The following is a 22,500-nucleotide window of genomic DNA, read 5'->3' as shown; positions in this document are numbered from 1 at the left end:
GGCGGGTCGCGGGGCAGGGATGCCGATGTGAAAAGATTGGGCATGCGCCCGATGCAATACTCTTCCAAGCTGGCCAATGTCCGTTACGAACTCCGCGGACCCATCCTGCATGCCGCCCAGAAAATGGAGGCCGAGGGCCACCGGATCCTGCGGATGAACCTTGGGGATACGGCGCCCTTCGGGCTGGAAGCGCCGGAATCCATCGTGGTGGACATGATCCACCACCTGCGCGGCGCCCAGGGCTACAGCGATTCCAAGGGCATCTTCTCGGCCCGGACGGCCATCTCGCAGTACTACCAGACGCGCGGGCTGATGCAGATCGGCGTCGAGGACATCTTTGTCGGCAACGGCGTCAGCGAGCTCATCTCCATGACCCTGCAGGCCTTCCTGGAAAATGGGGACGAGGTCCTCATCCCGGCCCCGGACTACCCGCTGTGGACCGCCTCGGTGACGCTCACCGGAGGTGTTCCGGTGCACTACCTCTGCGATGAAGACAACCAGTGGTGGCCGGACATGGCCGACGTCGAGGCCAAGATCACCCCCGCCACCCGTGCCATCGTGGTCATCAACCCGAACAATCCCACCGGTGCCGTCTACCCGCGCCACATTCTGGAGCAATTCGCCGAGCTGGCGCGCCGCCACGACCTGGTGCTCTTCTCCGATGAGATCTACGAGAAGATCCTCTACGACGGGGCCAAGCACATCCACATGGCCTCGGTCGCCGCCGACGTCGCCACCCTCACCTTCAGCGGCCTGTCCAAGGCCTATCGGATGCCCGGCTACCGGGCCGGCTGGGTGGCCCTCTCCGGACCCCGTGCAGCGATGGCCGGGTTCAAGGAATCGCTGGAACTGCTCGCCTCGCTGCGCCTGTGCGCCAATGTGCCAGCACAGCATGCGATCCAGACCTCGCTGGGCGGCTACCAAAGCATCAACGACCTCACGAAGCCCGGTGGGCGGCTGCGCGAGCAGCGCGACAGGGCCGTGGATCTGCTCACCGCCATCCCCGGCGTCAGCTGCGTCCCGGCCGCCGGTGCCATGTACCTCTTCGTGAGGCTGGATCCTGCCGTCTACCCCATTGCGGACGATGAGAAGTTTGTCATCGACCTGCTGCAGGACCAGAAGATCCTCGTCTCCCACGGCACGGCCTTCCACTGGCCGACGCCGGACCACTTCCGGTTCGTGATCCTCCCCTCCGTGACGGACATCGAGGAGGCCGTGCGGCGGATCGGCTCGTTCCTGGCCGTGTACCGCAGCAAGGCCGCCGCCTAGGGTCCCCAAAGGGAAGGCCCAGGGAAGGCCCAGGGAATTCCACGGGGAATAGTTTCCGCACAGCCCCGGTTCCACTAGATGCAAACGCATGGAATTTGGATGAAGGAGCGGCATGGACGGGCAGCAGTTTGAACTTGGATTGGACACCTTCGGGGACATGACCCTGGATGCGTCCGGGGAGCTGAAGCCGGCGGCCCAGTCCATCCGCGACGTCGTCGAGCAGGGCGTGCTGGCCGATCAGGTGGGCCTGGACTTCTTCGGCGTCGGCGAGCACCACCGCGACGACTACGCCATCTCCGCCCCCGACATGGTGCTGGCGGCCCTCGCGGGCCGGACGGAGAAAATCCGCCTCGGTTCCGCCGTCACGGTGCTCAGCTCCGACGATCCGGTGCGCGTCTTCCAACGCTTCTCCACGCTCGACGCCGTCTCCAACGGCCGCGCGGAGGTCATCCTGGGCCGCGGCTCCTTCACGGAGTCCTTCCCGCTGTTCGGCTTCGACCTGACCGACTACGAGAAGTTGTATGAGGAGAAGCTGGATCTCTTCACCCAGCTGCGCAGGCAGGGCCCGGTGACGTGGTCCGGCGACACCCGCGCCGCCCTTTCCAACCAGATGGTCTACCCGCCATTGGAGAACGGCGAGCTGAAGACCTGGGTCGCCGTCGGCGGCAGCCCGCAGTCGGTGGTCCGTGCCGCACACCACGGCCTGCCCCTGATGCTGGCCATCATTGGCGGGGAGCCGATGCAGTTCGCGCCGTTCACCGAGCTCTACCACCGTGCACTGAAGGAATTCGGCCAGCCGGAGCAGCCCATTGGTGTGCACTCGCCCGGCCACATTGCCGCCACGGACCAGCAGGCGCTGGATGAGCTGTGGCCGCACTACCTGAAGAACTCCTCGCGCATTGGCCGCGAGCGGGGCTGGGGCCCGATGAGCCGGGCGCAGTTTGAGGAGACGGCCGGGCCCGATGGCGCGCTGTTTGTCGGTTCGCCCCAGACGGTGGCCTCGAAGATCGTCAAGGTGGCCAAGGGTCTGGGCCTGTCCCGCTTCGATCTGAAGTACAGCCACGGCACCCTGGGCCATGACCAGTTGATGGAAAGCATCCGCCTTTACGGCACCGAGGTGGCGCCGCTGGTGCGGGAGCAGCTCGCCGAAGCTTAGAGGTTCGATGACGGCGCCCGGCGAGCCTGCCGGGCGCCGTCGACGCTTAACCGCGGGGCTTCAGCCGGATGGTGGGCAGGACGGGCGCCGGCAGCGGTGCCAGGTCCTGGCCCGAAGGCAGTCCGAACCGGCGTTCCCCCGGACCTGTTCCGTCCTCGGCGGCCGGTTCAAAGCCGGCGTCGCGCTGCCAATCGGCGCGGAACGCCATGATCTCTTCGTGGCTGCGGCCCACGAAGTTCCACCACATCACAATGGACTCGCCCAACGGTGTGCCGCCGAGCACCAGCAGCCTCGCGCCCTGTGGCCCCGCCGTGAACTGCAGGGTTGTTGCCCCCACCGGTAGTGCGCCCAGCTGGTGCGCCGCCAGGTCGCGGCCGTTGACACTTACGCCGCCACTGTCCAGGAGTACGCCGAATTCAAAGCCAGGGTCCACCGGATACGCCACCGAGGCACCGGCGTCCAGCACCACCTCGGCCCCCAGCAGCGGGGTGAACGTTGCCACCGGTGAATGCTGCCCGCCGAGCGAGCCAAGGAACACCCGCAGCTGGACGCCGCCGCCCAACACTGCCGGCGGCCGGTAGCTCTCGAAGTCCGGTGCCGTGAACCTGTCGCCCTCGGGCAGCGCCACCCAGAGCTGGGCTCCATGCAGCACGGCGGTTCCCGGGGTGGAGACCTCCGAGTGGCTGATGCCCCGGCCGGCCGTCATCAGATGGAGTTCGCCCGGGCGGACCATCGCGTGGTGGCCGGCGCTGTCGCGGTGCTCCACCTCGCCGGTGAACAGCCAGGAGATGGTTTGCAGCCCGGTGTGCGGATGTGGCGGCACCACCATGCCGCCGGTCCCGGCCACCGGATCGGGGCCGTAGTGGTCCAGGAAGCACCAGGCGCCGATCAGCGAGCGGCTGCGCTGGGGGAGTGTGCGGCGGACCGTCATGGCCCGCGGTCCGCCCAGGGGGACCATGCGCGGTTCGAGCACTTCAAGCGACGGCGGCTGCGGGCCGCTGCCGCACACCAGTTCTTCGGGAGCGGATTCCAGATTGCTCATGTGTGTTCCTCCCAGGGGAAAGAGCCGGACCAAAGGCACACGACGTGCCGCATTTCACACCAGTGCCGATTGGCCCCCGTGCCACTGTCGATCCTACGACCTGCCCGCCACGGTGCAGGGGGCACACTAGTGTGCGTGTACCAACGGACGGTGAACACCCACTAAACTTTTGTGAAGTCCGCACTTGCCCACTTCAGATTGGATCGCGGGTGGATCTCACCTTTATTGTCGTGCTAGTCATAGCGCTGGCGCTTTTCTTCGACTTCACGAACGGCTTCCACGACACGGCGAATGCCATGGCGACCCCCATTGCGACGGGAGCCATCAAGCCCAGGACGGCGGTGGCCCTGGCAGCAATCCTGAATCTGGTGGGCGCGTTCCTTTCCACCGAGGTTGCCAAGACCATTTCCGGCGGCATCATCCGCGAGGGGGAGGGTGGCGTGTCCATCACGCCGGAGCTCATCTTTGCCGGCCTGCTGGGAGCCGTCCTGTGGAACCTGTTCACCTGGCTGCTGGGCCTGCCGTCCAGCTCCTCGCACGCCCTGTTCGGCGGCCTGATCGGTGCAGCCGTTGTCGGCACCTGGGGTTTCGACGCCGTTGACTTCGCCGTCGTCCTCTCCAAGGTCATCCTGCCCGCCATTTTGGCCCCAGCCATTGCCGGCGGTGTGGCCTATCTCTGTACAAAGCTGGCCTACGGCATCACCCGCCGCACCGACCCGGATTCGGGTGACAAGCTAGTCCAGAAGCGCGGCGGCTTCCGCTACGGCCAGATCTTCTCCTCCTCGCTGGTGGCCCTGGCGCACGGCACCAACGATGCCCAGAAGACCATGGGTGTCATCACTCTGGTGCTGATTGCCTCCGGCCTGCAGACCGCCGGCACCGGCCCGCACCTCTGGGTTGTTGCCGCCTGTGCCGTGGCCATTGCCGCCGGCACCTACGCCGGTGGTTGGCGCATCATCCGCACCCTCGGCAGCGGTCTGACCGACGTCAAGCCCGCCCAGGGATTCGCGGCTGAAACCTCCACGGCGGCGGCCATCCTAGCCTCCTCGCACCTGGGCTTCGCCCTCTCCACCACGCATGTGGCCTCCGGCTCCGTGATCGGATCCGGCCTTGGCCGCACCGGCTCCACGGTCCGCTGGGGCGCCATCGGCAAGATCGGCCTGGCGTGGCTGTTCACGCTGCCCGCTGCAGCCATCGTGGGCGGCCTGGCCGCATGGCTGGCCAGCCCAACCCACGGCTTTGGCACCACCGGTCTGGTGGTCTCCGCCGTCATCGGCCTGGCCGCCATGGTCTTCATCTTCATCCTGTCGCAGCGCGAAACCGTTGACCACTCGAACGCCGTCAGCGAGGTCGACGCCGTCGGCGAGGCCGTGCACATCCCGTCCAAGAAGGAGCGCGAGCGGTTGGCCGCCCGCGCCCGCCTTGCCGAAAAGGCCGCCGCCAAGGCAGCGGCCAAGGCAGCCGAGATGGCCGACATCCGCGCCCAGGCGCTGGCCGCCGTCGAGCGCGCGGACACGGCAGCGTTGATTGCCATGACTGCTGCAGCGGAGCGGGCCAAGACGGACGCCCGTGAGGAACGGGCCGCGGCCAAGGAAGCCAAGACCGCAGCCCACCAGGCCGCGCACGAGGCCGGTGGCAAGGGCGCAGGGAAGGCATCGGGCAAGGCCGCAGTGAACACCCCGGCGAACGCCACCAAGAGTGCCATTGGGGACGCCACCGAGGATGTCGGCACTGGGAATGTCGGCGTTGGGAATGTTACTGACAACAGCGAGGACAAAGCATGATCAACTGGGCATCCTTCGGCATCGTCGCCCTCGCCACCCTCATTGGCGCAGTAACAGTGGTCGGCATGTACTCCCTGGGCGTGCGCCTGTGGGCTGTCAGCGCCGACGCCGGCACCTCGGCCCACCGAACGGCCCGCAGCGGCGCCATTGCCTGCTTCGCCGTCTGCGGCGCGGCAGTGCTCTATGGCATCTACCTGATTGTGCCGTTCTTCCACTAGGCAGCACAGGCTCCACGCAGACGAAGGGTCCGGCACCTCTGGTGTCGGACCCTTCGTTTACGCTGGCACCATGGCACTGACACAGTACTTTGTTGCATCATCCCTGGACGGATTCATCGCCGAGCCCGACGGCGGCCTTGACTGGCTGATGGCCTTCAACGGCGTCGAGGGGCAGGAAGAGTCCTACGCATCATTCATGGCCGGCATCGGGGCCATCGTGATGGGGGCGGAGACCTACCGCTTCCTGCTCAACGAACAAGCCGCCGGCGCCCTGGACGAGTGGCCCTACCCGGGCCTGCCCACCTGGGTGGTCACGCACGCCCAGCTTCCCGCCTTTGAGGATGCGGACATCACCTTCACCTCCGGCGACATCGCCCCGGTGCATGCTGCGGCGCTGGCCGCGGCCGGCGGGGCCAATGTGTGGATGGTGGGCGGCGGCTCCCTGGCGGCGCAGTTCCACCAGGCAGGTCTGCTGGATGAACTCGTCCTCACCCTGATTCCCGTCGCCCTCGGTTCGGGGCGGCAGCTGCTGCCGGTGTCGGGGACGACGCCGGCCTGGACGCTGCTGCGGTCCAAGGTGCTCGGCGCCGGCGCCGTCGAACTCACCTACCGGCTGCGGCCCTAGGCCAAGGGGCCCGCCGGGCCCTTTGAAAGTGCTGGAATTCCGGCTGCGCGGGTCATGATCGGGGTTAGGCTCGAAGGGTGAGGTATTCCCTCATCTTTCTGAAAGCTGCCCATCATGTCCCCACTGTTGATTGTCATCGCCATTGTCGCCGTCGTGCTCCTGCTCACCGGTGGCTTCTTCCAATCCCTGCAGTTCCTGCTCTGGGTTGGCATCGTGCTCGCGATCATCGCCGTGATCATGTTCATCATGCGTTCGATGTCCGGGCACAAGAGCGCCTAGCCGCACCTTCCGCCGCCTTCAACTGTGCGACAGATAACGCTCTTAAACCCGCTGTTTGGAACGTTGTCTGTCGCACAGTTTCTGTGTCCTAGGCTTCGCGGATCAAATTGGTGATCCGCGCCGTCGAGAGCCGGCGTCCGTCCTCATCCGTCATGACGATCTCATGGGTGGTCAGGGTGCGGCCAAGGTGGATGGCGGTGCACGTGCCTGTCACCAATCCCTTTGACACGCCGCGGTGGTGCGTCGCGCCCACCTCAATGCCCAGTGCCTGGCCCTTGGGGCCGGCGTGGATGCCTGCGGCAAAGGATCCCAGCGTCTCCGCCAGCACCACGTGGGCTCCGCCGTGCAGGATGCCCGCCACCTGGGTGTTGCCCTCCACGGGCATGGTGGCGACCATGCGCTCGGCGCTCATTTCAAGGAATTTGATGCCCATCTTCACCACCAGCGCGCCAATGCCCCATTCGGCGAGCCACGCATGCATTTCCTCGGGGACGCCGGCTTCGACGAGCTCGGCGAGGTGGTCTGTGGGTGTGTAAATGTCGCTCATGCCAACTAGGCTGGCACCTGTGAGTGAATCTACCAAAACGGCCCCCCAAACCACCCCTGCCCCCGCCGCCGCTGCCACAGCAGACGGAGAGGGCAAGCGGCTGCTGGTCATTGACGGCCATTCCATGGCCTTCCGCGCCTTCTATGCCCTGCCGCCGGAGAACTTTGCCACCGACACCGGCCAGCACACCAACGCCGTGCACGGGTTCACTTCCATGCTGTTGACCATGATCCGCCAGCAGAAGCCCACCCACGTCGTCGTGGCCTTCGACCTGGACACCCCCACCTTCCGTTCGCTGGAATACACGGAGTACAAGGGCGGCCGCAACAAGACGCCCGAGGAGTTCTACGGGCAGATCGACCTCATCATCAAGGTGATGGAGGCCATGAAGATCCCCACGATTTCGCTGGACGGCTACGAGGCGGACGACATCATCGCCACGCTGTCCGAGCAGGGCGAAGCCGCCGGATGGGACGTACTGGTGGTCTCCGGCGACAGGGATGCCTTCCAGCTCATCACAGACAAGGTCTTGGTGCTCTACCCCAAGAAGGGCATCTCTGACATTCCGCCGATGGACGCCGAGGCCGTGGAGGCCAAGTACTTCGTGCCGCCGAACCGCTACTCGGACCTCGCGGCGCTGGTGGGCGAAACCGCCGACAACCTGCCGGGCGTTCCCGGCGTCGGGCCCAAGACGGCCGCCAAGTGGATCAACCTCTACGGCGGCCTCGAGGGCATCCTGGAGAACATCGATGCCATCGGCGGCAAGGTGGGCGACTCCCTGCGCGAGCACGTGGAAAACGTCAAGCGCAACCGCCGGCTGAACCACCTGCTGCGCGACCTCGAACTGCCCGTGGCCCTGGAGGACATGGAGCTGCAGCACCCGGACCGTGCCGCCGTCGAGGAGCTCTTCGACGCCCTGCAATTCAATACGCTGCGCAAGCGCCTCTTCGACCTCTTCGGCGAGGAGGAAGTGGCCGACGACGGCGAGGGCCACCAGGTGCCTGAACACCAGCTGGCCGCCACGGCCGCCGAGCTCACCTCCTGGCTGGCCGCCGGCACCGCCGGTGCCAAGACGGCCGTGCAGGTCATGAGCGTTCCAGCGGGCCTGATGACGCAGGCCGTCGGCGTCGCCCTGGTCCGTCCGCACGGTGCCATCGTTGTAGACCTTGAGACGGCCGAGGCCGCCCTGGATTCCGCACTGGCAGCGTGGCTGGCCGATCCCTCCACGCCCAAGGTGGTCCACGAGTACAAGGAGGCCATCAAGGCCCTGCACGCCTGCGGTCTGTCGCTGGAGGGCGTCGTGGACGACACTTCCATTTCCGGCTACCTGATCCAGCCGGACCGCCGCAGCTACGAGCTGGAGGACCTGAGCCAGGTGCACCTGAAGGTCACCTTCTCCACCGCGGATCCGTCCAAGGCAGGCCAGCTGGAACTGGGCCTCGAGGACGATGCCCCCGCCCGCGACGCCGTGCAGAAGGCCTACGTGGCGCTGCTGCTGAGCGAGAACTTCGCCCCGCAGCTGGTGGAGCGTGGAGCCGCCAGCCTGCTGACGGACCTCGAACTGCCGCTGGCCCGGGTGCTGGCCCAGATGGAGCTGACGGGCATCGCGGTGTCCGGCGACCGTCTGGAGACGCTGCTGGCGGACTTCACCGCAGCGATGGATGCCGCCCAGGCTGCAGCGTTCGCCGCCATCGGCCACGAGGTGAACCTCGGCTCGCCCAAGCAGTTGCAGACGGTCCTCTTCGAGGAGCTGGGCCTGCCCAAGACCAAGAAGATCAAGACCGGATTTTCCACCGATGCCGAGTCCCTCAAGACCCTGCTGGAGAAGACCGGGCACGAGTTCCTGGCCCAGCTGATGGCCCACCGCGAAGCCTCAAAGCTGAAGCAGATGGTGGAGACGCTCAAGAAGTCTGTGGCGGAGGATGGCCGGATCCACACCACCTACGCCCAGAACGTGGCCGCCACGGGCCGCATCTCCTCCAACAATCCGAACCTGCAGAACATCCCGATCCGCTCCGAAGAGGGCCGGCGCGTCCGCGACGTCTTCGTCGTCAGCGAGGGCTACGACTGCCTGCTGGCCGCCGACTACTCGCAGATTGAAATGCGCATCATGGCGCACCTCTCCAACGACGCCGGCCTGATCAAGGCCTACGCCGACGGCGAGGACCTGCACCGCTACGTCGGCTCGCACATCTTCAATGTGGCCCCCGATGAGGTCACCAGTGCCATGCGCTCCAAGGTCAAGGCCATGTCCTACGGCCTGGCCTACGGCTTGACCAGCTTCGGCCTGTCCAAGCAGCTGGAGATCTCCGTGGACGAGGCGCGGACGCTGATGAAGGACTACTTCGACCGCTTCGGCGGGGTGCGCGACTACCTGCGCGGCGTGGTGGACCAGGCTCGCATCGATGGCTACACCGCTACGATCGACGGCCGCCGCCGCTACCTGCCGGATTTGTCCAGCACGGACCGCCAGCTGCGCGAGATCGCCGAGCGAGTGGCGCTGAACTCGCCCATCCAGGGCTCGGCGGCGGACATCATCAAGCACGCGATGCTTGGTGTCGCCCGCGAGCTCGCGGCCCGGGGCCTGAAGTCCCGGATGCTGCTGCAGGTCCATGACGAACTGGTCCTCGAGGTGGCCCCGGGGGAGCGCGAGGCCGTCGAGGCGCTGGTCATCGCCCAGATGGGCGGCGCGGCACAGCTGTCGGTCCCGCTGGACGTCCAGGTTGGCGCCGGGTCGAGCTGGCACGACGCCGGCCACTAGCCACACCCGGTGGCCGGGTCCGTTCCGAAGAACGGGCCCGGCCACCGGCCTCCAAGGCCATTGACGGTGCACCGAAGGCACGGCTACGGTTGCCGCAGCTTCCAGATTCCACGCATCGAGGAGTAGCCATGGCACCGGACATCAAAGGGCAAGTAATGGGCGTACTGAAGAGCATCGAGACGGGCGACGCCGGCCCGGTGGCGTGGATTGATCCGGACCGGTACACCCAGCACAATCTGGCCGTCGGAGACGGCCTTGCCGGATTTGGTGCCGTGCTCCAGGCCTTGCCGGAGGGGTCCGCAAAGGTCGACACCCGCCGGGTCTTCGCCGATGGCAACCACGTATTTGCCCACACGGACTACAACTTCTTCGGACCCAAGATCGGCTTCGACATCTTCCGGTTCAAGGACGGCCGCATCGTTGAACACTGGGACAACCTGCAGGAGACGCCGGCGGACCCCAACCCCAGCGGACACACCATGATTGACGGCCCCACTGATGCGTCGGACCTTGCCTCCACCGAAACCAACAAGGCCCTGGTGCGCAGTTTCCTCGACGACATCCTGGTCAACGGCCGCTTGGACAAGCTGGCCGGCTACTTCGATGGCGACAATTACGCCCAGCACAACCCGCAGATCGGTGATGGCCTCTCGGGCCTGGGCGCCGCACTGGAGGCGATGGCCGCCCAGGGCATCACGATGAAGTACGACACCATCCACACCGTGCTCGGTGAGGGAAACTTTGTCCTGGCTGTCAGCGAAGGCCATTTGGGCGGGGTGCACAGCAGCTTCTACGACCTGTTCCGGATCGAGAATGGCAGGATCGCGGAGCACTGGGACACCATCGAAGCGATCCCGCCGAGCACGGAATGGAAGAACGAGAACGGCAAATTCGGCTTTCCCGCCTGAGCACTCCTTGGCTCGACCTCCGTCTAACGCCGGCGGGCCGGTTTCTCCCACAGGCCGTGGGCGGCCAATTGGAAGGCCGCCCACGCTGCCGTCGTATTCACGGCCAGCAGCGAAACGAGCACCAGCAATTGGATGATGCCGGCGTCGATGGGGCTCGCCCCGCCGAGGATCATCCCCACGAAGGCGCCCGGCAGGGTCACGAGTCCTGCCGTGCGGGTCTGGTCCAACCCCGGCAGCACCGCCTCGCCGGCAACGTGGCGGGAGACCAGCCGCCGCGCCGAGGGCCATTCAAAGCCGAGGGCGGCGGCGGCCTCCACTTCACCGCGGCGCAGCACGAGCTCATCGGCCACCCGGCGGCCGGCCAGCGTGGTGGTTGCCATGGCGCCGCCAATCTGTTGGCCGAGCACGGCGATGAGTGCCAGCGCCTGCAGCGGCAGCACGCCGCTGAGCAGCAGGGCACCGGCGGCAGGCAGTGTTCCGGCGGCGATGGGGAGTGCCGCCATCCACCACCGGCCGCGCGGTGCCACCCGGTGCCCGGACGTCCACACCGCCACAATGAACATGAGGGCCACAAAGGCCATGGCCAGCCCGGGGTAGGGACTGACTGCCGCGATGACCACCGCCACCACGGCCAGTTGGATGAGGGCGCGGGCGCCGGCCAGCAAAACCTCGGTGAACCGGCGGTGGAGCGCCAGGGCCCAGACCGCTGCCGCTCCGCCCAGCAGGACGGCCAGCACCACCCAGGCGGCCGGGCCGGTGTTCAGCAGTGTGGTTCCCTCCATGGGGCTATGTTCCCATGACCGCCGTTCCTCGACCTTCATGGCGGGCTCGGTTAGGCTGGCGCGGGTGAGTGATCAAAACGCTGCCGCCGAGTCCAATCCCTACGAGATCCGTTCCTTCCCCGTGCGCCGGCAGGTGGATGGCGTCGACCCCAGGCTCTCGAAATGGGTCCAGGCCGTCTCGTTCGGCTTCCACGACGGCGCCGTAGACGAGGAGACCATCGAGAAGTATCTGGCCTCCGAGGAAAAGGACGGCCGCACCGCCACGGGCGTGTACGCGGCAACGTCCCTGAAGGGGGCCTGGGACGCCGACTACCCGGTGGCCACCTACGCAGCGCACCGCAAGACGCTCAATGTTGGCGCCGGGACGCTGCTCCCCGTCCACATGATCACCGCCGTCACGGTCCGCAGCAGCCACCGGCGCCGCGGACTGCTGCGTTCGATGATCACCGCCGACCTCCAGCAGGCCAAGGACGACGGGCTGCCGATGGCTGCACTGACGGCCTCGGAAGCCAGCATCTATGGCCGCTTCGGCTTTGGCCCGGCCACGCACCACACCAGCGTGGACATCGACGCCGGCCCCACCTTCGCTTTCCGCAACCCGGCGGCCGCCAACCGTGGTCTGGTCGAGGTGGCGGACCCTGTGGTGCTCCAGGACCTTGAGCCAGTGCTGTTCGAGAGGATCCATGCGGCCACCTTCGGCTCCATCGCCCGCCAGGACTCGTACCGCTACCAGGCGAGCGGCTACTGGAGCTACGCCAACCCGGAGCGGGACAAGGCCGTCCGCGCCGCGTTGCACTACGGTGCCGACGGCGGGGTGGACGGCTACGTCTCCTACAAGTTCAAGGGCTGGGATGAGAAGCCCGCTGCCGTCGAGGTGGTTGACCTGCTGGCCGTCGACGCCGATGCCTACCTGGCGCTGTGGAACTACCTTGGCTCACTGGACCTCGTCGGCAAGGTGGTCCGGCACGGCGCCCCGGTGGAGGATCCGCTGGAATGGGCACTGGCCAACAAGCGCCACTACCGCCGCACCAGGGTCAGCGACCACCTGTGGCTGCGCATCCTGGACACCAAGGCGGCACTGGAGGCCCGCGCCTGGCACCACGACGCCGTCGTCGTGCTCAAGGTCACGGACCTGCTGGGCCATGCCGGCGGCGTGTTCGAGGTGAAGGTCGCAGGGGGATCCGCCTCCGTGACGGAACTGGTCCACGACGAGCTGGTTGACGAGCCCCGCATCCACGCCGAGTTGGGCATCGCCGAACTTTCATCGCTGTACCTGGGCGATGTTTCCCCTGCCACGCTGGCGGCCGCCGGAACGCTCCGCGGCCTGGTTCCGGGCGCCGTCGAACGACTGCAAACTCTCTTTGGGGTGCCGGTCAGGGCGCACAGCCTGACGGACTTCTAGGGGCGGGAGTGCGTGGGGGAGTTCGCTGTGGGCGGGACGGGTTCGTGCCGCAGGTAGCTGCGCCGGAAGCGTCCGGCGCCGGCTGTCAGGGCATGCAGCTGGACCGCGTAGTGCAGCAATTCCTGTTCGGGGACCTCGGCGCTGATGTCCGTGACGCCACCGACGGCCGACAAGGTGCCGGTCAGCCGTCCACGGCGGGTGGTGAGATCGCTCATGACCGCCCCCACGCAGTCCTCCGGGACGCTGATGGCCAGTTCCGCGACCGGTTCCAGCAGCTGGATGCGGCCGGCGGCAGCGGCCTCCCGCAGGGCCAGAGCCCCGGCGGCCTGGAAGGCTGCGTCCGAGGAGTCCACGCTGTGGGTCTTGCCGCCCACCAGCGTCACCCTGATGTCGACCACCGGAAATCCGGCAAAGACGCCGGACTGCATCTGCGACCGGACCCCCTTCTCGACCGAGGTGACGAACGGTCCGGGAATCACCCCTCCGACAATCTTGTCGACAAACTCGAACCCCGCCCCGCGGTCGAGCGGTTCAACGTCGATGTCGCACACGGCAAACTGCCCGTGGCCTCCGGACTGTTTGACGTAACGCCCATGCCCGGCGGCCGGGGCGCCAAACGTCTCCCGCAGCGGGACCACCACCTCCACTGTGGCAACCTTGACGCCTTGGCTCCGCAGCCTGTCCAGAACCACCTCGGCATGCGCTTCCCCCGTGCACCAGAGGACCAATTGGTGGGTCTCCGCGTTGCGCTCCACTCGAAGCGTAGGGTCGCTGGCCGTCAGTTTGCCCAGACTCTTGGCCAGGGCGTCTTCATCGTTGCGGGAGAGCGCTTCGACGGCAATCGGCAGCAACGGCTCGGGCATGTCCCACGGGTCGATCAGGAGTGGTGCGTCCTTGGCCGAGACGGTGTCACCGGTTTCGGCGCCGTTCACCCGGGTGAGCGCACAGATGTCCCCCGCCACACAGTACGGAACCGGCCGCAGGCCCGCCCCCAGCGGTGAATGCAGGTGGGTGACGCGTTCGTCGCTGTCGTGGTCTTCGTGGCCCCGGCTGGACAGCCCGCGGCCGCTGACATGCACTGCGGAATCCTCGCGCAGCGTCCCGGAGAAGACCCTGACCAGGGCAATCCGGCCCAGAAATGGGTCGATCGTGGTCCGGACCACTTCTCCGACAAGGGCTCCGGCGGGGTCGCAGGACACCGGGGGCGCGGGACTGCCCTGGAGGTCCTTCACGGCGGGCAGCCCCCGTCCAACAGGGGAGGGGAGTACGTGCTCCAGCACGGCCAGCACCTCCGCCACCCCTGCTCCGGCCAGGGACGAGACACCCAAGGCGGGGAAGATCGCTCCACGGGCGACGGCGGCCGCCAGTGCGGCGGCGAGGACCTGCGGTTCCACGTCCTCGCCGTCGAGGTAGCGGTCCATCAACGTCTCATCGTCGGCCTCGGCGATGATGCTCTCAACAAGAACCGCGCGGTCGGACTCGGAGGCCTCTCGTTCGGCTGCGTCGGCGTCGCGCGTGGCAGGCCGGGGACTGCCGCCCGGATATTCCGACACCCGCCCCGCCGCCAGCCCCAGCCAACCAGTGATGCCCCCATCCGTCCGAAGCGGGCTGTAGAGCGGCACCACCCGGCTGCCAAACGCCTGCCGGCAGGCGGCCAGGACACCGTCGTAGTCGGCCCGCGGATGGTCCAACCGGCTGAGCACCAGCACCCGGGGCATGCCCAGCCGCTCACATTCGCCCCAGAGTGCCGCCGTCCCCACGGCCAGGCCCTCTACGGCCGACACCACAAACAGCACCGCATCTGCGGCGCGCAGCCCGGCTCGCAGCTCCCCGGTGAAGTCCGGGTAGCCCGGTGTATCGAGCAGGTTGACCTTTGTGCTGCCAAGCATCACAGGCACCACCGACAAGGCCACGGAACGCTGTTGGTGGATGGCCGACGGATCCGAGTCACTGACCGTGGTGCCGTCCTCGATGGTGCCAAGGCGGGAGATGGCACCTGTGGCAGCGAGCAGGGCCTCGACCAGCATCGTCTTCCCGGCCCCGGAATGGCCCACCAAGGCAACGTTGCGGATGGCCTCCGGCCTGTCCGCTGGACCCTCGGTCCGCTTGGAGGCCGGAGCGACGGGCCGCTGGGGATCGGGGACGGCCCCACCCGGCCCCCCTGCCGGTCCACTGCTGGCTTTCGCTGACATGGGTACCTCCTGGCGTCGTATTCATCCACCGCTGTCGAGCGCACTTAGAACAGATTCGACACCCTCGAGTGGGTGGACGGCAAGGGCGCGGCGGCCGGACCCGCCCGGCGGAACCTTTTTGCCATCATTGCTGGAACGGACTAGACTAAACGGGCGTGTAGTGCGCAGATTATGCCTCCTTGTGGGTCAAAATCGGCCGCTCCGCATCCATGCTTTGCCCATAATTCAGGCCCGGCAGCCCGGTTCACACCGGTCCGCGCGTGCCTGCGAATCCAACTATCCACATCGGAGCCCCTACTACATGACCATCACGACCCCCGAGAAGACCGGTACCCCCGTAGTCGCCATCAACGACATTGGTACTGCTGAAGACTTCCTCGCAGCCGTAGACGCAACCATCAAGTACTTCAACGACGGCGACCTCGTCGAAGGTGTTGTTGTCAAGGTTGACCGCGACGAAGTTCTGCTCGACATCGGTTACAAGACCGAAGGTGTCATCCCCTCCCGCGAGCTCTCCATCAAGCACGACGTTGATCCCGGAGACGTTGTCTCCGTTGGCGATCAGGTCGAAGCCCTGGTGCTCACCAAGGAAGACAAAGAAGGCCGCCTGATTCTCTCCAAGAAGCGCGCTCAGTACGAGCGTGCCTGGGGCGACATCGAGAAGGTCAAGGAAGAGGATGGTGTCGTTACCGGTACCGTCATCGAGGTCGTCAAGGGTGGTCTTATCCTGGACATCGGCCTGCGCGGCTTCCTCCCCGCCTCCCTCGTCGAGATGCGCCGCGTGCGCGATCTGGCTCCGTACATCGGCCAGCAGATCGAAGCCAAGATCATCGAGCTGGACAAGAACCGCAACAACGTTGTTCTGTCCCGCCGTGCCTGGCTCGAGCAGACCCAGTCCGAGGTTCGTTCCACGTTCCTCAACAAGCTGGAAAAGGGCCAGGTTCGTCCCGGCGTCGTGTCCTCCATCGTCAACTTCGGTGCCTTCGTGGACCTGGGCGGCGTCGATGGTCTGGTTCACGTTTCCGAGCTGTCCTGGAAGCACATCGACCACCCGTCCGAGGTTGTCGAAGTTGGCCAGGAAGTCACCGTCGAGGTTCTCGAAGTGGATCTGGACCGCGAGCGTGTATCGCTCTCGCTCAAGGCTACGCAGGAAGACCCGTGGCAGACCTTCGCCCGCACTCACGCGCTGGGCCAGGTTGTCCCCGGTAAGGTCACCAAGCTGGTTCCGTTCGGTGCGTTCGTGCGCGTCGAAGACGGCATCGAGGGCCTGGTCCACATCTCCGAGCTGGCCGTGCGCCACGTGGAGCTGGCCGAGCAGGTTGTCTCCGTTGGCGACGAGCTCTTCGTCAAGGTCATCGACATCGACCTGGAACGCCGCCGCATCTCGCTGTCCCTCAAGCAGGCCAACGAGGGCGTCGACGCCGAGGGCACCGAGTTCGACCCGGCTCTGTACGGCATGGCCGCAGAGTACGACGAAGAGGGCAACTACAAGTACCCGGAGGGCTTCGACCCGGAGTCCAACGAGTGGCTCGAGGGCTACGAGACCCAGCGCGCAACCTGGGAGCAGCAGTACGCTGACGCCCAGGCTCGCTGGGAGTCCCACAAGAAGCAGGTTGCCCAGCACGCTGCCGAGGACATCGCAGCTGCCGGCTCCGGCGACAGCGACTCCGCTGCAACCTCGTACTCCTCCGAGCCGGCTGCTGCCGACTCCGGTGCGGGCACGCTGGCTTCCGACGAGGCTCTCGCCGCTCTGCGCGAGAAGCTGACCGGAAACTAATTCCGCAGCACTGGCTAGCAATAGCTGAAGGCGGGTCCCTGCGAAAGCAGGGGCCCGCCTTTGCGTTAACCACAATTCCACCCGCCCAGTTCCACCCTGCGCGAAAGAGCACGTGGGGGTTTCGGAATTGCTAGGTGAGGTCCACCCAGCCGGTGCCGGACGCTTCCAGGGTGGCTCCGCCGGCAGTCAGCGACGCGAGCCGGTGCCGGGCGGCCTCGATGGCGGCGGGCTCGTCCGGCATGGCCAGGCCCATGTGCGTGAGGACGGCATCGTAGCCGTTGCCCGTCATGGTGTAGCCGGCGCTGCGCAGCTCGTTCTCCAGGCGCCCGGCGGCGGCGTGGGGGAGCGAGACGGTGAACAGCCCCAGCCGCTGGCGCTGGACCAGGGGTGCGGCGTCCAGGGCTGCCGAGACGGATTCCGAGTAGGCGCGGACCAGTCCGCCGGCCCCCAGCAGGATGCCGCCAAAGTAGCGCACGACGACGGCGGAGACGTCGCTGAGCGCACTGCCGTCCGCGGTGCGGTGCTTGGTGAGGGCCTCAAGCATGGGGATGCCAGCGGTGCCCGAGGGCTCGCCGTCGTCGTTGGAGCGCTGGACGGACTGGTCCGGGCCGAGAACGAAGGCCGTGCAGTGGTGGCGGGCGTCGTAGAATTCCTTGCGCAGTTCCGCCACGAGCGCCCGGGCGCCGGCCTCATCCTCCACCCGGCGCAGCACCGTGATGAAGCGGGAGCGCTTGATGGTGAGCTCGTGCCGGAAGTCCGCCCCCGCTGCCAGGGTGGTGTAGCCGGTGGCCGTGCTCGGGGTTTCGCGTTCCGTCTTCTCCACCAACCCAGCTTAGTCTTTAGGCATGCTTTCCCTTGGCCTCACCGGCGGCATCGCGTCCGGCAAATCCCTGCTCTCCGCCCGGTTCCGCGAACTGGGCGCCGTCGTGATCGATGCCGATCAGCTGGCCCGCCAGGTGGTGGCGACCGGAACCCCGGGGCTGGCCGCCGTGGCCGCCGAGTTCGGCCCAGGCGTGCTGGACGCCGACGGCGGCCTGGACCGCCCGGCGCTGGGTGCCATCGTCTTCGCGGATCCGGACAGGTTGAAGGCCCTCAACGCGATCACGCATCCCCTGGTGCGGGCCGAGGCGGCACGTCTGTCGGCGGCCGCTGGGCCGGGCCAGGTGGTGGTGCAGGACATCCCGCTGCTGGTGGAGACCGGCCAGGGGGCGGCGTTCCACTTGGTGCTAGTGGTGGACGCGCCGGTGGAGCAGCAGCTGGCCCGCATGGTGGCCCACCGCGGGATGGCCGAGGCCGATGCCCTGGCGCGCATCGCGGCCCAGGCCAGCCGGGAGCAGCGGCTGGCGGCGGCCGACGTCGTCATCGACAACAGTGCGGGGCCGGAGGCTGCCCTGGCGGCACTGGATGCCCTGTGGCAGAAACGCCTGGTGCCGTTTGCACAGAACCTGGCAGCCGGCCGGTGCGCCGCGGGGGACGACGCCGTGGTGCCGGCGGATCCGGCCTGGCCTGACCAGGCTCGCCGGCTGGCCTGGCGCATCGCCCACGCAGGAACGGGGCTGGTGCTCGGCGTCGAGCATGTGGGCCCAACGGCGGTGGCCGGGCGCCCTGCACCCGACGTGCTGCACCTGCGCGTGTCCGCCGCAGGAGCAGAGCAGGCGCAAAAGGTCTCGGCCCTGCTGGCGGAGGCAGGATTCCCGGTGCAGGCACCCGGACACGGCTCCTGCGGGGATCTGCTCCCTGGAGCCGGCACCGTCCGCCACTGCTCGGCCGACCCGGGCCGGGCCGCTGTGGTCGAGATTCAAGCCGCTGAAGGCTAGGTCCGCGGCGACGGTTCGGCAACAACAGAGGCCGGCTTCGCAGTGAAGCCGGCCTCTGTCTCTCAGACCCCCGGGAAAGCGGTGCGGGCTAGATGCCCGTGCAGGAGCCTGTCTGGCCGTTGACGGTGAAGGTGGGGGAGCCGTTGCTGCACTGCTGCTGGATGTCCGTTGCCAGCTGCGTGGCGGCGGAAATGCCAATGATCGCAACAACGATAGTGATGACGATGGCCAGCGCACCGAGAATGACGCCCACGAGTGCCGGGGTGTTCTTGAAGCCGGCCTTCTTGGACTTGCTCATGCCGATGAGGCCCAGGATGAGCCCCACGAGTCCCAGCCCCACGAACGGCAGAATGATGGAGATGATGCCCATGACCTTGCCGGGATCCTGGGCCGGAGCGCCCTGGTATGCGCCGTTGGGTGCGGTGGGGTAGGCGACAGGCTGCGGCTGCTGGAACTGCGGCGGGGTGGGGCTGTTGTTCTCGCTCATGAGACCTCATTCGGGTTGTTTGCGGTGATGTCGTCAACATTCTTACACGAATCAAGTCCAGCGTTTGGACTTATCGACGGGGAGTCCTCCCCATGCCCGCGGCGGCTCCTCTTATCCATGTCGGTGGCACGCGGTAGCGTTGTCCTATGAGCCTTGCCCAGGAAATCAACCGCGTCGTCGCCCCCTTCGAGGTCATCAGCGAATTCCAGCCCGCAGGAGACCAGCCGGCGGCCATCGCTGAATTGACCCAGCGGATCAACAATGGGGAGAAGGACATCGTCCTGCTCGGCGCCACCGGCACCGGAAAGTCAGCCACCACGGCGTGGTTGATCGAGCAGGTGCAGCGCCCCACGCTGGTCATGGTGCAGAACAAGACCCTGGCGGCACAGCTGGCCAATGAGTTCCGTGAACTTCTTCCCAACAACGCCGTCGAGTACTTCGTCTCGTACTACGACTACTACCAGCCCGAGGCCTACGTACCGCAGACGGACACCTTCATCGAGAAGGACTCCTCGGTCAACGAGGAGGTGGAGCGGCTGCGGCATTCGGCGACCAACGCGCTGTTGACCCGCCGCGACGTGATTGTGGTGGCCACCGTGTCCTGCATCTACGGTCTCGGCACCCCGGAGGAGTACGTGGCGGGCATGGTGACGCTGACCCGTGGCGCCCAGATGAACCGCGACGATCTGCTGCGCAAGTTCGTCTCCATGCAGTACAAGCGCAACGACGTCGACTTCCACCGCGGCACCTTCCGAGTGCGCGGGGACACTGTGGAGATCATCCCGATGTATGAGGAAGAGGCCGTCCGCATCGAGTTCTTCGGCGACGAGATCGAGAGCATCTACACGCTGCATCCGCTCACCGGCGACCTGATCCGCGAAGAGACGGAGATGTACATCTTCCCGGCCTCGCACTACGTCGCGGGCCCGGAGCGGATGAACCGCGCCATCACGCAGATCGAGGACGAGCTCGCCGTGCGGTTGAAGGAGCTGGAGAAGCAGAACAAGCTTCTGGAAGCCCAGCGGCTGCGCATGCGCACCACCTACGACCTGGAGATGATGGCGCAGATGGGCTTCTGCACCGGCATCGAAAACTACTCCCGGCACATTGACGGCCGCGGCCCGGGCACGGCTCCGCACTGTTTGATCGACTACTTCCCGGACGACTTTCTGCTGGTCATCGACGAGTCCCACGTGACGGTCCCGCAGATCGGCGCCATGTACGAGGGGGACAGTTCCCGCAAGCGCACCCTGGTGGACCACGGGTTCCGTCTGCCCTCCGCACTGGACAACAGGCCGCTGAAATGGGACGAGTTCCTGGAGCGCATCGGCCAGACCGTCTACCTCTCGGCAACGCCGGGCAAGTACGAGCTCGGCAAGGCGGATGGCTATGTGCAGCAGATCATCCGCCCCACGGGGCTGATTGATCCGGAGATCATCGTCAAGCCCACCAAGGGCCAGATCGATGACCTGCTGGGGGAGATCCGCACCCGGGTGGAGAAGAACGAGCGCGTGCTGGTCACCACCCTGACCAAGCGCATGGCCGAGGACCTCACGGACTACCTGCTGGGCCACGGCGTCAAGGTCCAGTATCTGCACTCGGATGTGGACACCCTGCGCCGGGTGGAGCTGCTGCGCGAGCTGCGCATGGGCCAATTCGATGTGCTGGTGGGCATCAATCTGCTCCGCGAGGGCCTGGATCTGCCGGAGGTGTCGCTGGTCAGCATCCTCGACGCCGACAAGGAGGGCTTCCTGCGCTCTGCCACCTCGCTGATCCAGACCATCGGCCGTGCCGCCCGCAATGTCTCCGGCGAGGTGCACATGTATGCGGACCGGATCACCGATTCCATGGCCAAGGCCATCGATGAGACCAATCGGCGCCGGGCCATCCAGGTGCAGTACAACCTGGACCACGGCATCGATCCGCAGCCGCTGCGCAAGAAGATCGCCGACATCACGGACACGCTCGCCCGCGAGGATGCCGACACCAAGGAACTGCTCGCGACGGCGGCGAAGAACCGCATCAAGGGCAAGGGTGCCGCTGTGGTCCGCCACGACGGCCTGGCCGCGGCGCCCGCGGAGGATCTGGTGGAGCTGATCGCCAGCCTGACGGAGCAGATGCATGCCGCCGCCGCGGAGCTGCACTTCGAGCTGGCCGCCCGGCTGCGCGACGAGGTGGGGGACCTGAAGAAGGAGCTGCGGCAGATGCAGTCAGCGGGCCATGCCTGAGTAGGGTACGATGGTTGGTACGTAGGGGAGTATCCCAAGAGCTCGTTCCGTCAACACGTAGGGTAAAGACGCCCTGCCGGGACCAGCAGCTGGAAACAGCGGAGAGACTTATGCCTCTTTGTTGTACCCTCGAAAGGTTGCTTCGTGCCTACGTTACCCCTGTGGTTTGAAATCGGCGCTTTTGCCGTCCTCGGTCTGATTCTGCTGGCCGATCTGCTGCTTGTGATCAAGCGCCCCCACACCCCCTCGATGAAGGAATCCGGCCTGTGGGTCGCCTTCTATGTCGCCCTGGCCCTGGTCTTCGCCGGTCTGATGTTCGCCTTCACCGGCCCCGAATACGGTGGCCAGTTTGTGGCCGGCTGGGTCACCGAATACAGCCTGAGCATTGACAACCTGTTTGTCTTCATCATCATCATGGCCCGCTTCTCGGTGCCCAAGCCGCTCCAGCAGGGTGTGCTGATGGTGGGCATCGTGATCGCGCTCATCCTGCGCGGCATCTTCATCCTGCTCGGCGCCATCGTCATCGAGCAGTTCAGCTGGGTCTTCTACATCTTCGGTGCCTTCCTGCTCTGGACCGCCTACAAGCAGGCCAAGGATGACGGCAGCGACGAGGAAGAGGGCGCCGAGAACCCGCTCATTGCCAAGCTGCGCAAGGTTCTGCCCATGAGCGACAAGTACGTCGGCACCAAGGTCCGCACCGTCGTTGACGGCAAGAAGGTCTTCACCCCGATGCTGATCGTCTTCATCACCATCGGTGTCACCGACCTGCTCTTCGCCGTGGACTCCATCCCGGCCATCTTCGGCCTCACGCAGAGTGCCTTCATCGTCTTCACCGCCAACATCTTCGCCCTGATGGGTCTGCGCCAGCTGTACTTCCTGCTCGGCGGTCTGATGACCCAGCTGGTCTACCTCAAGCACGCGCTGTCCGTCATCCTGGCCTTCATCGGCGTCAAGCTGGTGCTGCACGCGATGCACGTCAACGAACTGCCCTTCATCAACGGCGGCCAGCACATTGAGTGGGCTCCGGAGATCCCGACGTTCGTGTCCCTGGGCATCATCCTCGGCACCATGGCCATCGCCGTGGTGGCCAGCCTGCTCAGCCCCGCTGGCAAGCAGGCCAAGATCGACGCGCGGCTGAAGGCCGACGCCGAGGCTGCTGCTGCCGGCGAGGACAACAAGTCCCTCGTCTAGCACTTAGCTGAAGCCCGGTCGCGGCCGGGACAGCA

The 22,500-nt window shown here is 66.5% G+C and carries 19 protein-coding genes; 13 read left to right on the top strand and 6 right to left on the bottom strand.

Translation table 11 applies throughout. The features are described from left to right. Positions 1–42 precede the first annotated feature (42 nt). Positions 43–1,269, top strand: a complete 1,227-nt coding sequence (locus K254_RS0107665) for a pyridoxal phosphate-dependent aminotransferase (protein WP_026554869.1) — start codon at positions 43–45, stop codon at positions 1,267–1,269. Between the two features lie 112 nt (positions 1,270–1,381). Further along, positions 1,382–2,425 (top strand): LLM class flavin-dependent oxidoreductase, encoded by a 1,044-nt coding sequence (locus K254_RS0107660; RefSeq protein WP_026554868.1) that lies wholly within the window; start codon positions 1,382–1,384, stop codon positions 2,423–2,425. A 46-nt stretch (positions 2,426–2,471) separates the two neighbouring features. On the opposite strand, the gene K254_RS0107655 is transcribed toward K254_RS0107660, so the two are convergent. Beyond that, a complete protein-coding gene (locus K254_RS0107655) occupies positions 2,472–3,467 on the bottom strand; it encodes a pirin family protein (protein ID WP_026554867.1) in 996 nt (331 codons plus the stop codon). Between the two features lie 209 nt (positions 3,468–3,676). On the opposite strand from K254_RS0107655, the gene K254_RS22330 reads away from it, so the two are divergent. From K254_RS22330 to K254_RS25925, 4 genes are all read left to right on the top strand, one after another. After that, complete coding sequence (locus K254_RS22330; protein WP_081709955.1) at positions 3,677–5,251, top strand: inorganic phosphate transporter; 1,575 nt, start codon at positions 3,677–3,679, stop codon at positions 5,249–5,251. Then, complete coding sequence (locus K254_RS0107645; RefSeq protein ID WP_026554866.1) at positions 5,248–5,469, top strand: hypothetical protein; 222 nt, start codon at positions 5,248–5,250, stop codon at positions 5,467–5,469. The genes K254_RS22330 and K254_RS0107645 overlap by 4 nt, the downstream gene beginning before the upstream one ends. A 70-nt stretch (positions 5,470–5,539) precedes the next feature. Next, the gene (locus tag K254_RS0107640) at positions 5,540–6,094 is read left to right on the top strand and encodes a dihydrofolate reductase family protein (protein WP_026554865.1); all 555 of its coding nucleotides are present in this window, start codon (positions 5,540–5,542) and stop codon (positions 6,092–6,094) included. Between the two features lie 114 nt (positions 6,095–6,208). Continuing rightward, positions 6,209–6,373: a hypothetical protein gene (locus K254_RS25925; protein ID WP_196810894.1), complete on the top strand. Its 165-nt coding sequence runs from the start codon at positions 6,209–6,211 to the stop codon at positions 6,371–6,373. A gap of 88 nt (positions 6,374–6,461) precedes the next feature. On the opposite strand, the gene K254_RS22325 is transcribed toward K254_RS25925, so the two are convergent. Then, the gene (locus K254_RS22325; protein WP_026554864.1) at positions 6,462–6,920 is read right to left on the bottom strand and encodes a hotdog fold thioesterase; all 459 of its coding nucleotides are present in this window, start codon (positions 6,918–6,920) and stop codon (positions 6,462–6,464) included. 124 nt (positions 6,921–7,044) lie between these two features. Here K254_RS22325 and polA point away from each other — a divergent pair, with 124 nt between their 5' ends. Then, on the top strand, positions 7,045–9,681 hold the full coding sequence (polA, locus tag K254_RS0107625) for a DNA polymerase I (protein ID WP_026554863.1): 2,637 nt from the start codon (positions 7,045–7,047) through the stop codon (positions 9,679–9,681). A 155-nt stretch (positions 9,682–9,836) separates the two neighbouring features. Then, on the top strand, positions 9,837–10,589 hold the full coding sequence (locus K254_RS0107620) for a nuclear transport factor 2 family protein (RefSeq protein WP_196810893.1): 753 nt from the start codon (positions 9,837–9,839) through the stop codon (positions 10,587–10,589). Between the two features lie 23 nt (positions 10,590–10,612). Here the strand turns inward: K254_RS0107620 and K254_RS0107615 are convergent, their stop codons facing one another. Next, positions 10,613–11,371 carry an ABC transporter permease gene (locus K254_RS0107615; RefSeq protein WP_196810892.1) on the bottom strand — a complete coding sequence of 253 codons (759 nt, stop codon included), beginning with the start codon at positions 11,369–11,371 and terminating at the stop codon, positions 10,613–10,615. Positions 11,372–11,435: 64 nt separating this feature from the next. Here K254_RS0107615 and K254_RS0107610 point away from each other — a divergent pair, with 64 nt between their 5' ends. After that, on the top strand, positions 11,436–12,773 hold the full coding sequence (locus K254_RS0107610) for a GNAT family N-acetyltransferase (protein WP_026554860.1): 1,338 nt from the start codon (positions 11,436–11,438) through the stop codon (positions 12,771–12,773). On the opposite strand, the gene K254_RS0107605 is transcribed toward K254_RS0107610, so the two are convergent. Continuing rightward, complete coding sequence (locus K254_RS0107605; RefSeq protein WP_026554859.1) at positions 12,770–14,965, bottom strand: elongation factor G-like protein EF-G2; 2,196 nt, start codon at positions 14,963–14,965, stop codon at positions 12,770–12,772. The two genes, K254_RS0107610 and K254_RS0107605, sit on opposite strands and share 4 nt — an antisense overlap. A gap of 301 nt (positions 14,966–15,266) precedes the next feature. On the opposite strand from K254_RS0107605, the gene rpsA reads away from it, so the two are divergent. Continuing rightward, positions 15,267–16,742: a 30S ribosomal protein S1 gene (rpsA, locus tag K254_RS0107600; protein ID WP_026554858.1), complete on the top strand. Its 1,476-nt coding sequence runs from the start codon at positions 15,267–15,269 to the stop codon at positions 16,740–16,742. A 130-nt stretch (positions 16,743–16,872) separates the two neighbouring features. On the opposite strand, the gene K254_RS0107595 is transcribed toward rpsA, so the two are convergent. Next, entirely contained in the window at positions 16,873–17,568 is a 696-nt protein-coding gene (locus K254_RS0107595) for an IMPACT family protein (protein WP_026554857.1), read from the bottom strand. Between the two features lie 19 nt (positions 17,569–17,587). Here K254_RS0107595 and coaE point away from each other — a divergent pair, with 19 nt between their 5' ends. After that, entirely contained in the window at positions 17,588–18,559 is a 972-nt protein-coding gene (coaE, locus tag K254_RS22320; protein ID WP_051388962.1) for a dephospho-CoA kinase, read from the top strand. A gap of 88 nt (positions 18,560–18,647) precedes the next feature. Here the strand turns inward: coaE and K254_RS22315 are convergent, their stop codons facing one another. Continuing rightward, positions 18,648–19,046, bottom strand: a complete 399-nt coding sequence (locus K254_RS22315; RefSeq protein ID WP_051388961.1) for a hypothetical protein — start codon at positions 19,044–19,046, stop codon at positions 18,648–18,650. Between the two features lie 146 nt (positions 19,047–19,192). On the opposite strand from K254_RS22315, the gene uvrB reads away from it, so the two are divergent. Together uvrB and K254_RS0107575 are read left to right on the top strand one after the other, a co-directional pair. After that, the gene (gene uvrB / locus K254_RS0107580; protein WP_026554856.1) at positions 19,193–21,274 is read left to right on the top strand and encodes an excinuclease ABC subunit UvrB; all 2,082 of its coding nucleotides are present in this window, start codon (positions 19,193–19,195) and stop codon (positions 21,272–21,274) included. A gap of 144 nt (positions 21,275–21,418) precedes the next feature. Then, complete coding sequence (locus K254_RS0107575) at positions 21,419–22,465, top strand: TerC family protein (RefSeq protein WP_035749110.1); 1,047 nt, start codon at positions 21,419–21,421, stop codon at positions 22,463–22,465. Positions 22,466–22,500 lie beyond the last annotated feature (35 nt).

It is taken from the genome of Arthrobacter sp. 35W, assembly GCF_000482545.1.
Taxonomy (GTDB): Bacteria; Actinomycetota; Actinomycetes; order Actinomycetales; family Micrococcaceae; genus Specibacter.
This window is presented reverse-complemented; position numbering and strand designations above follow the sequence as displayed.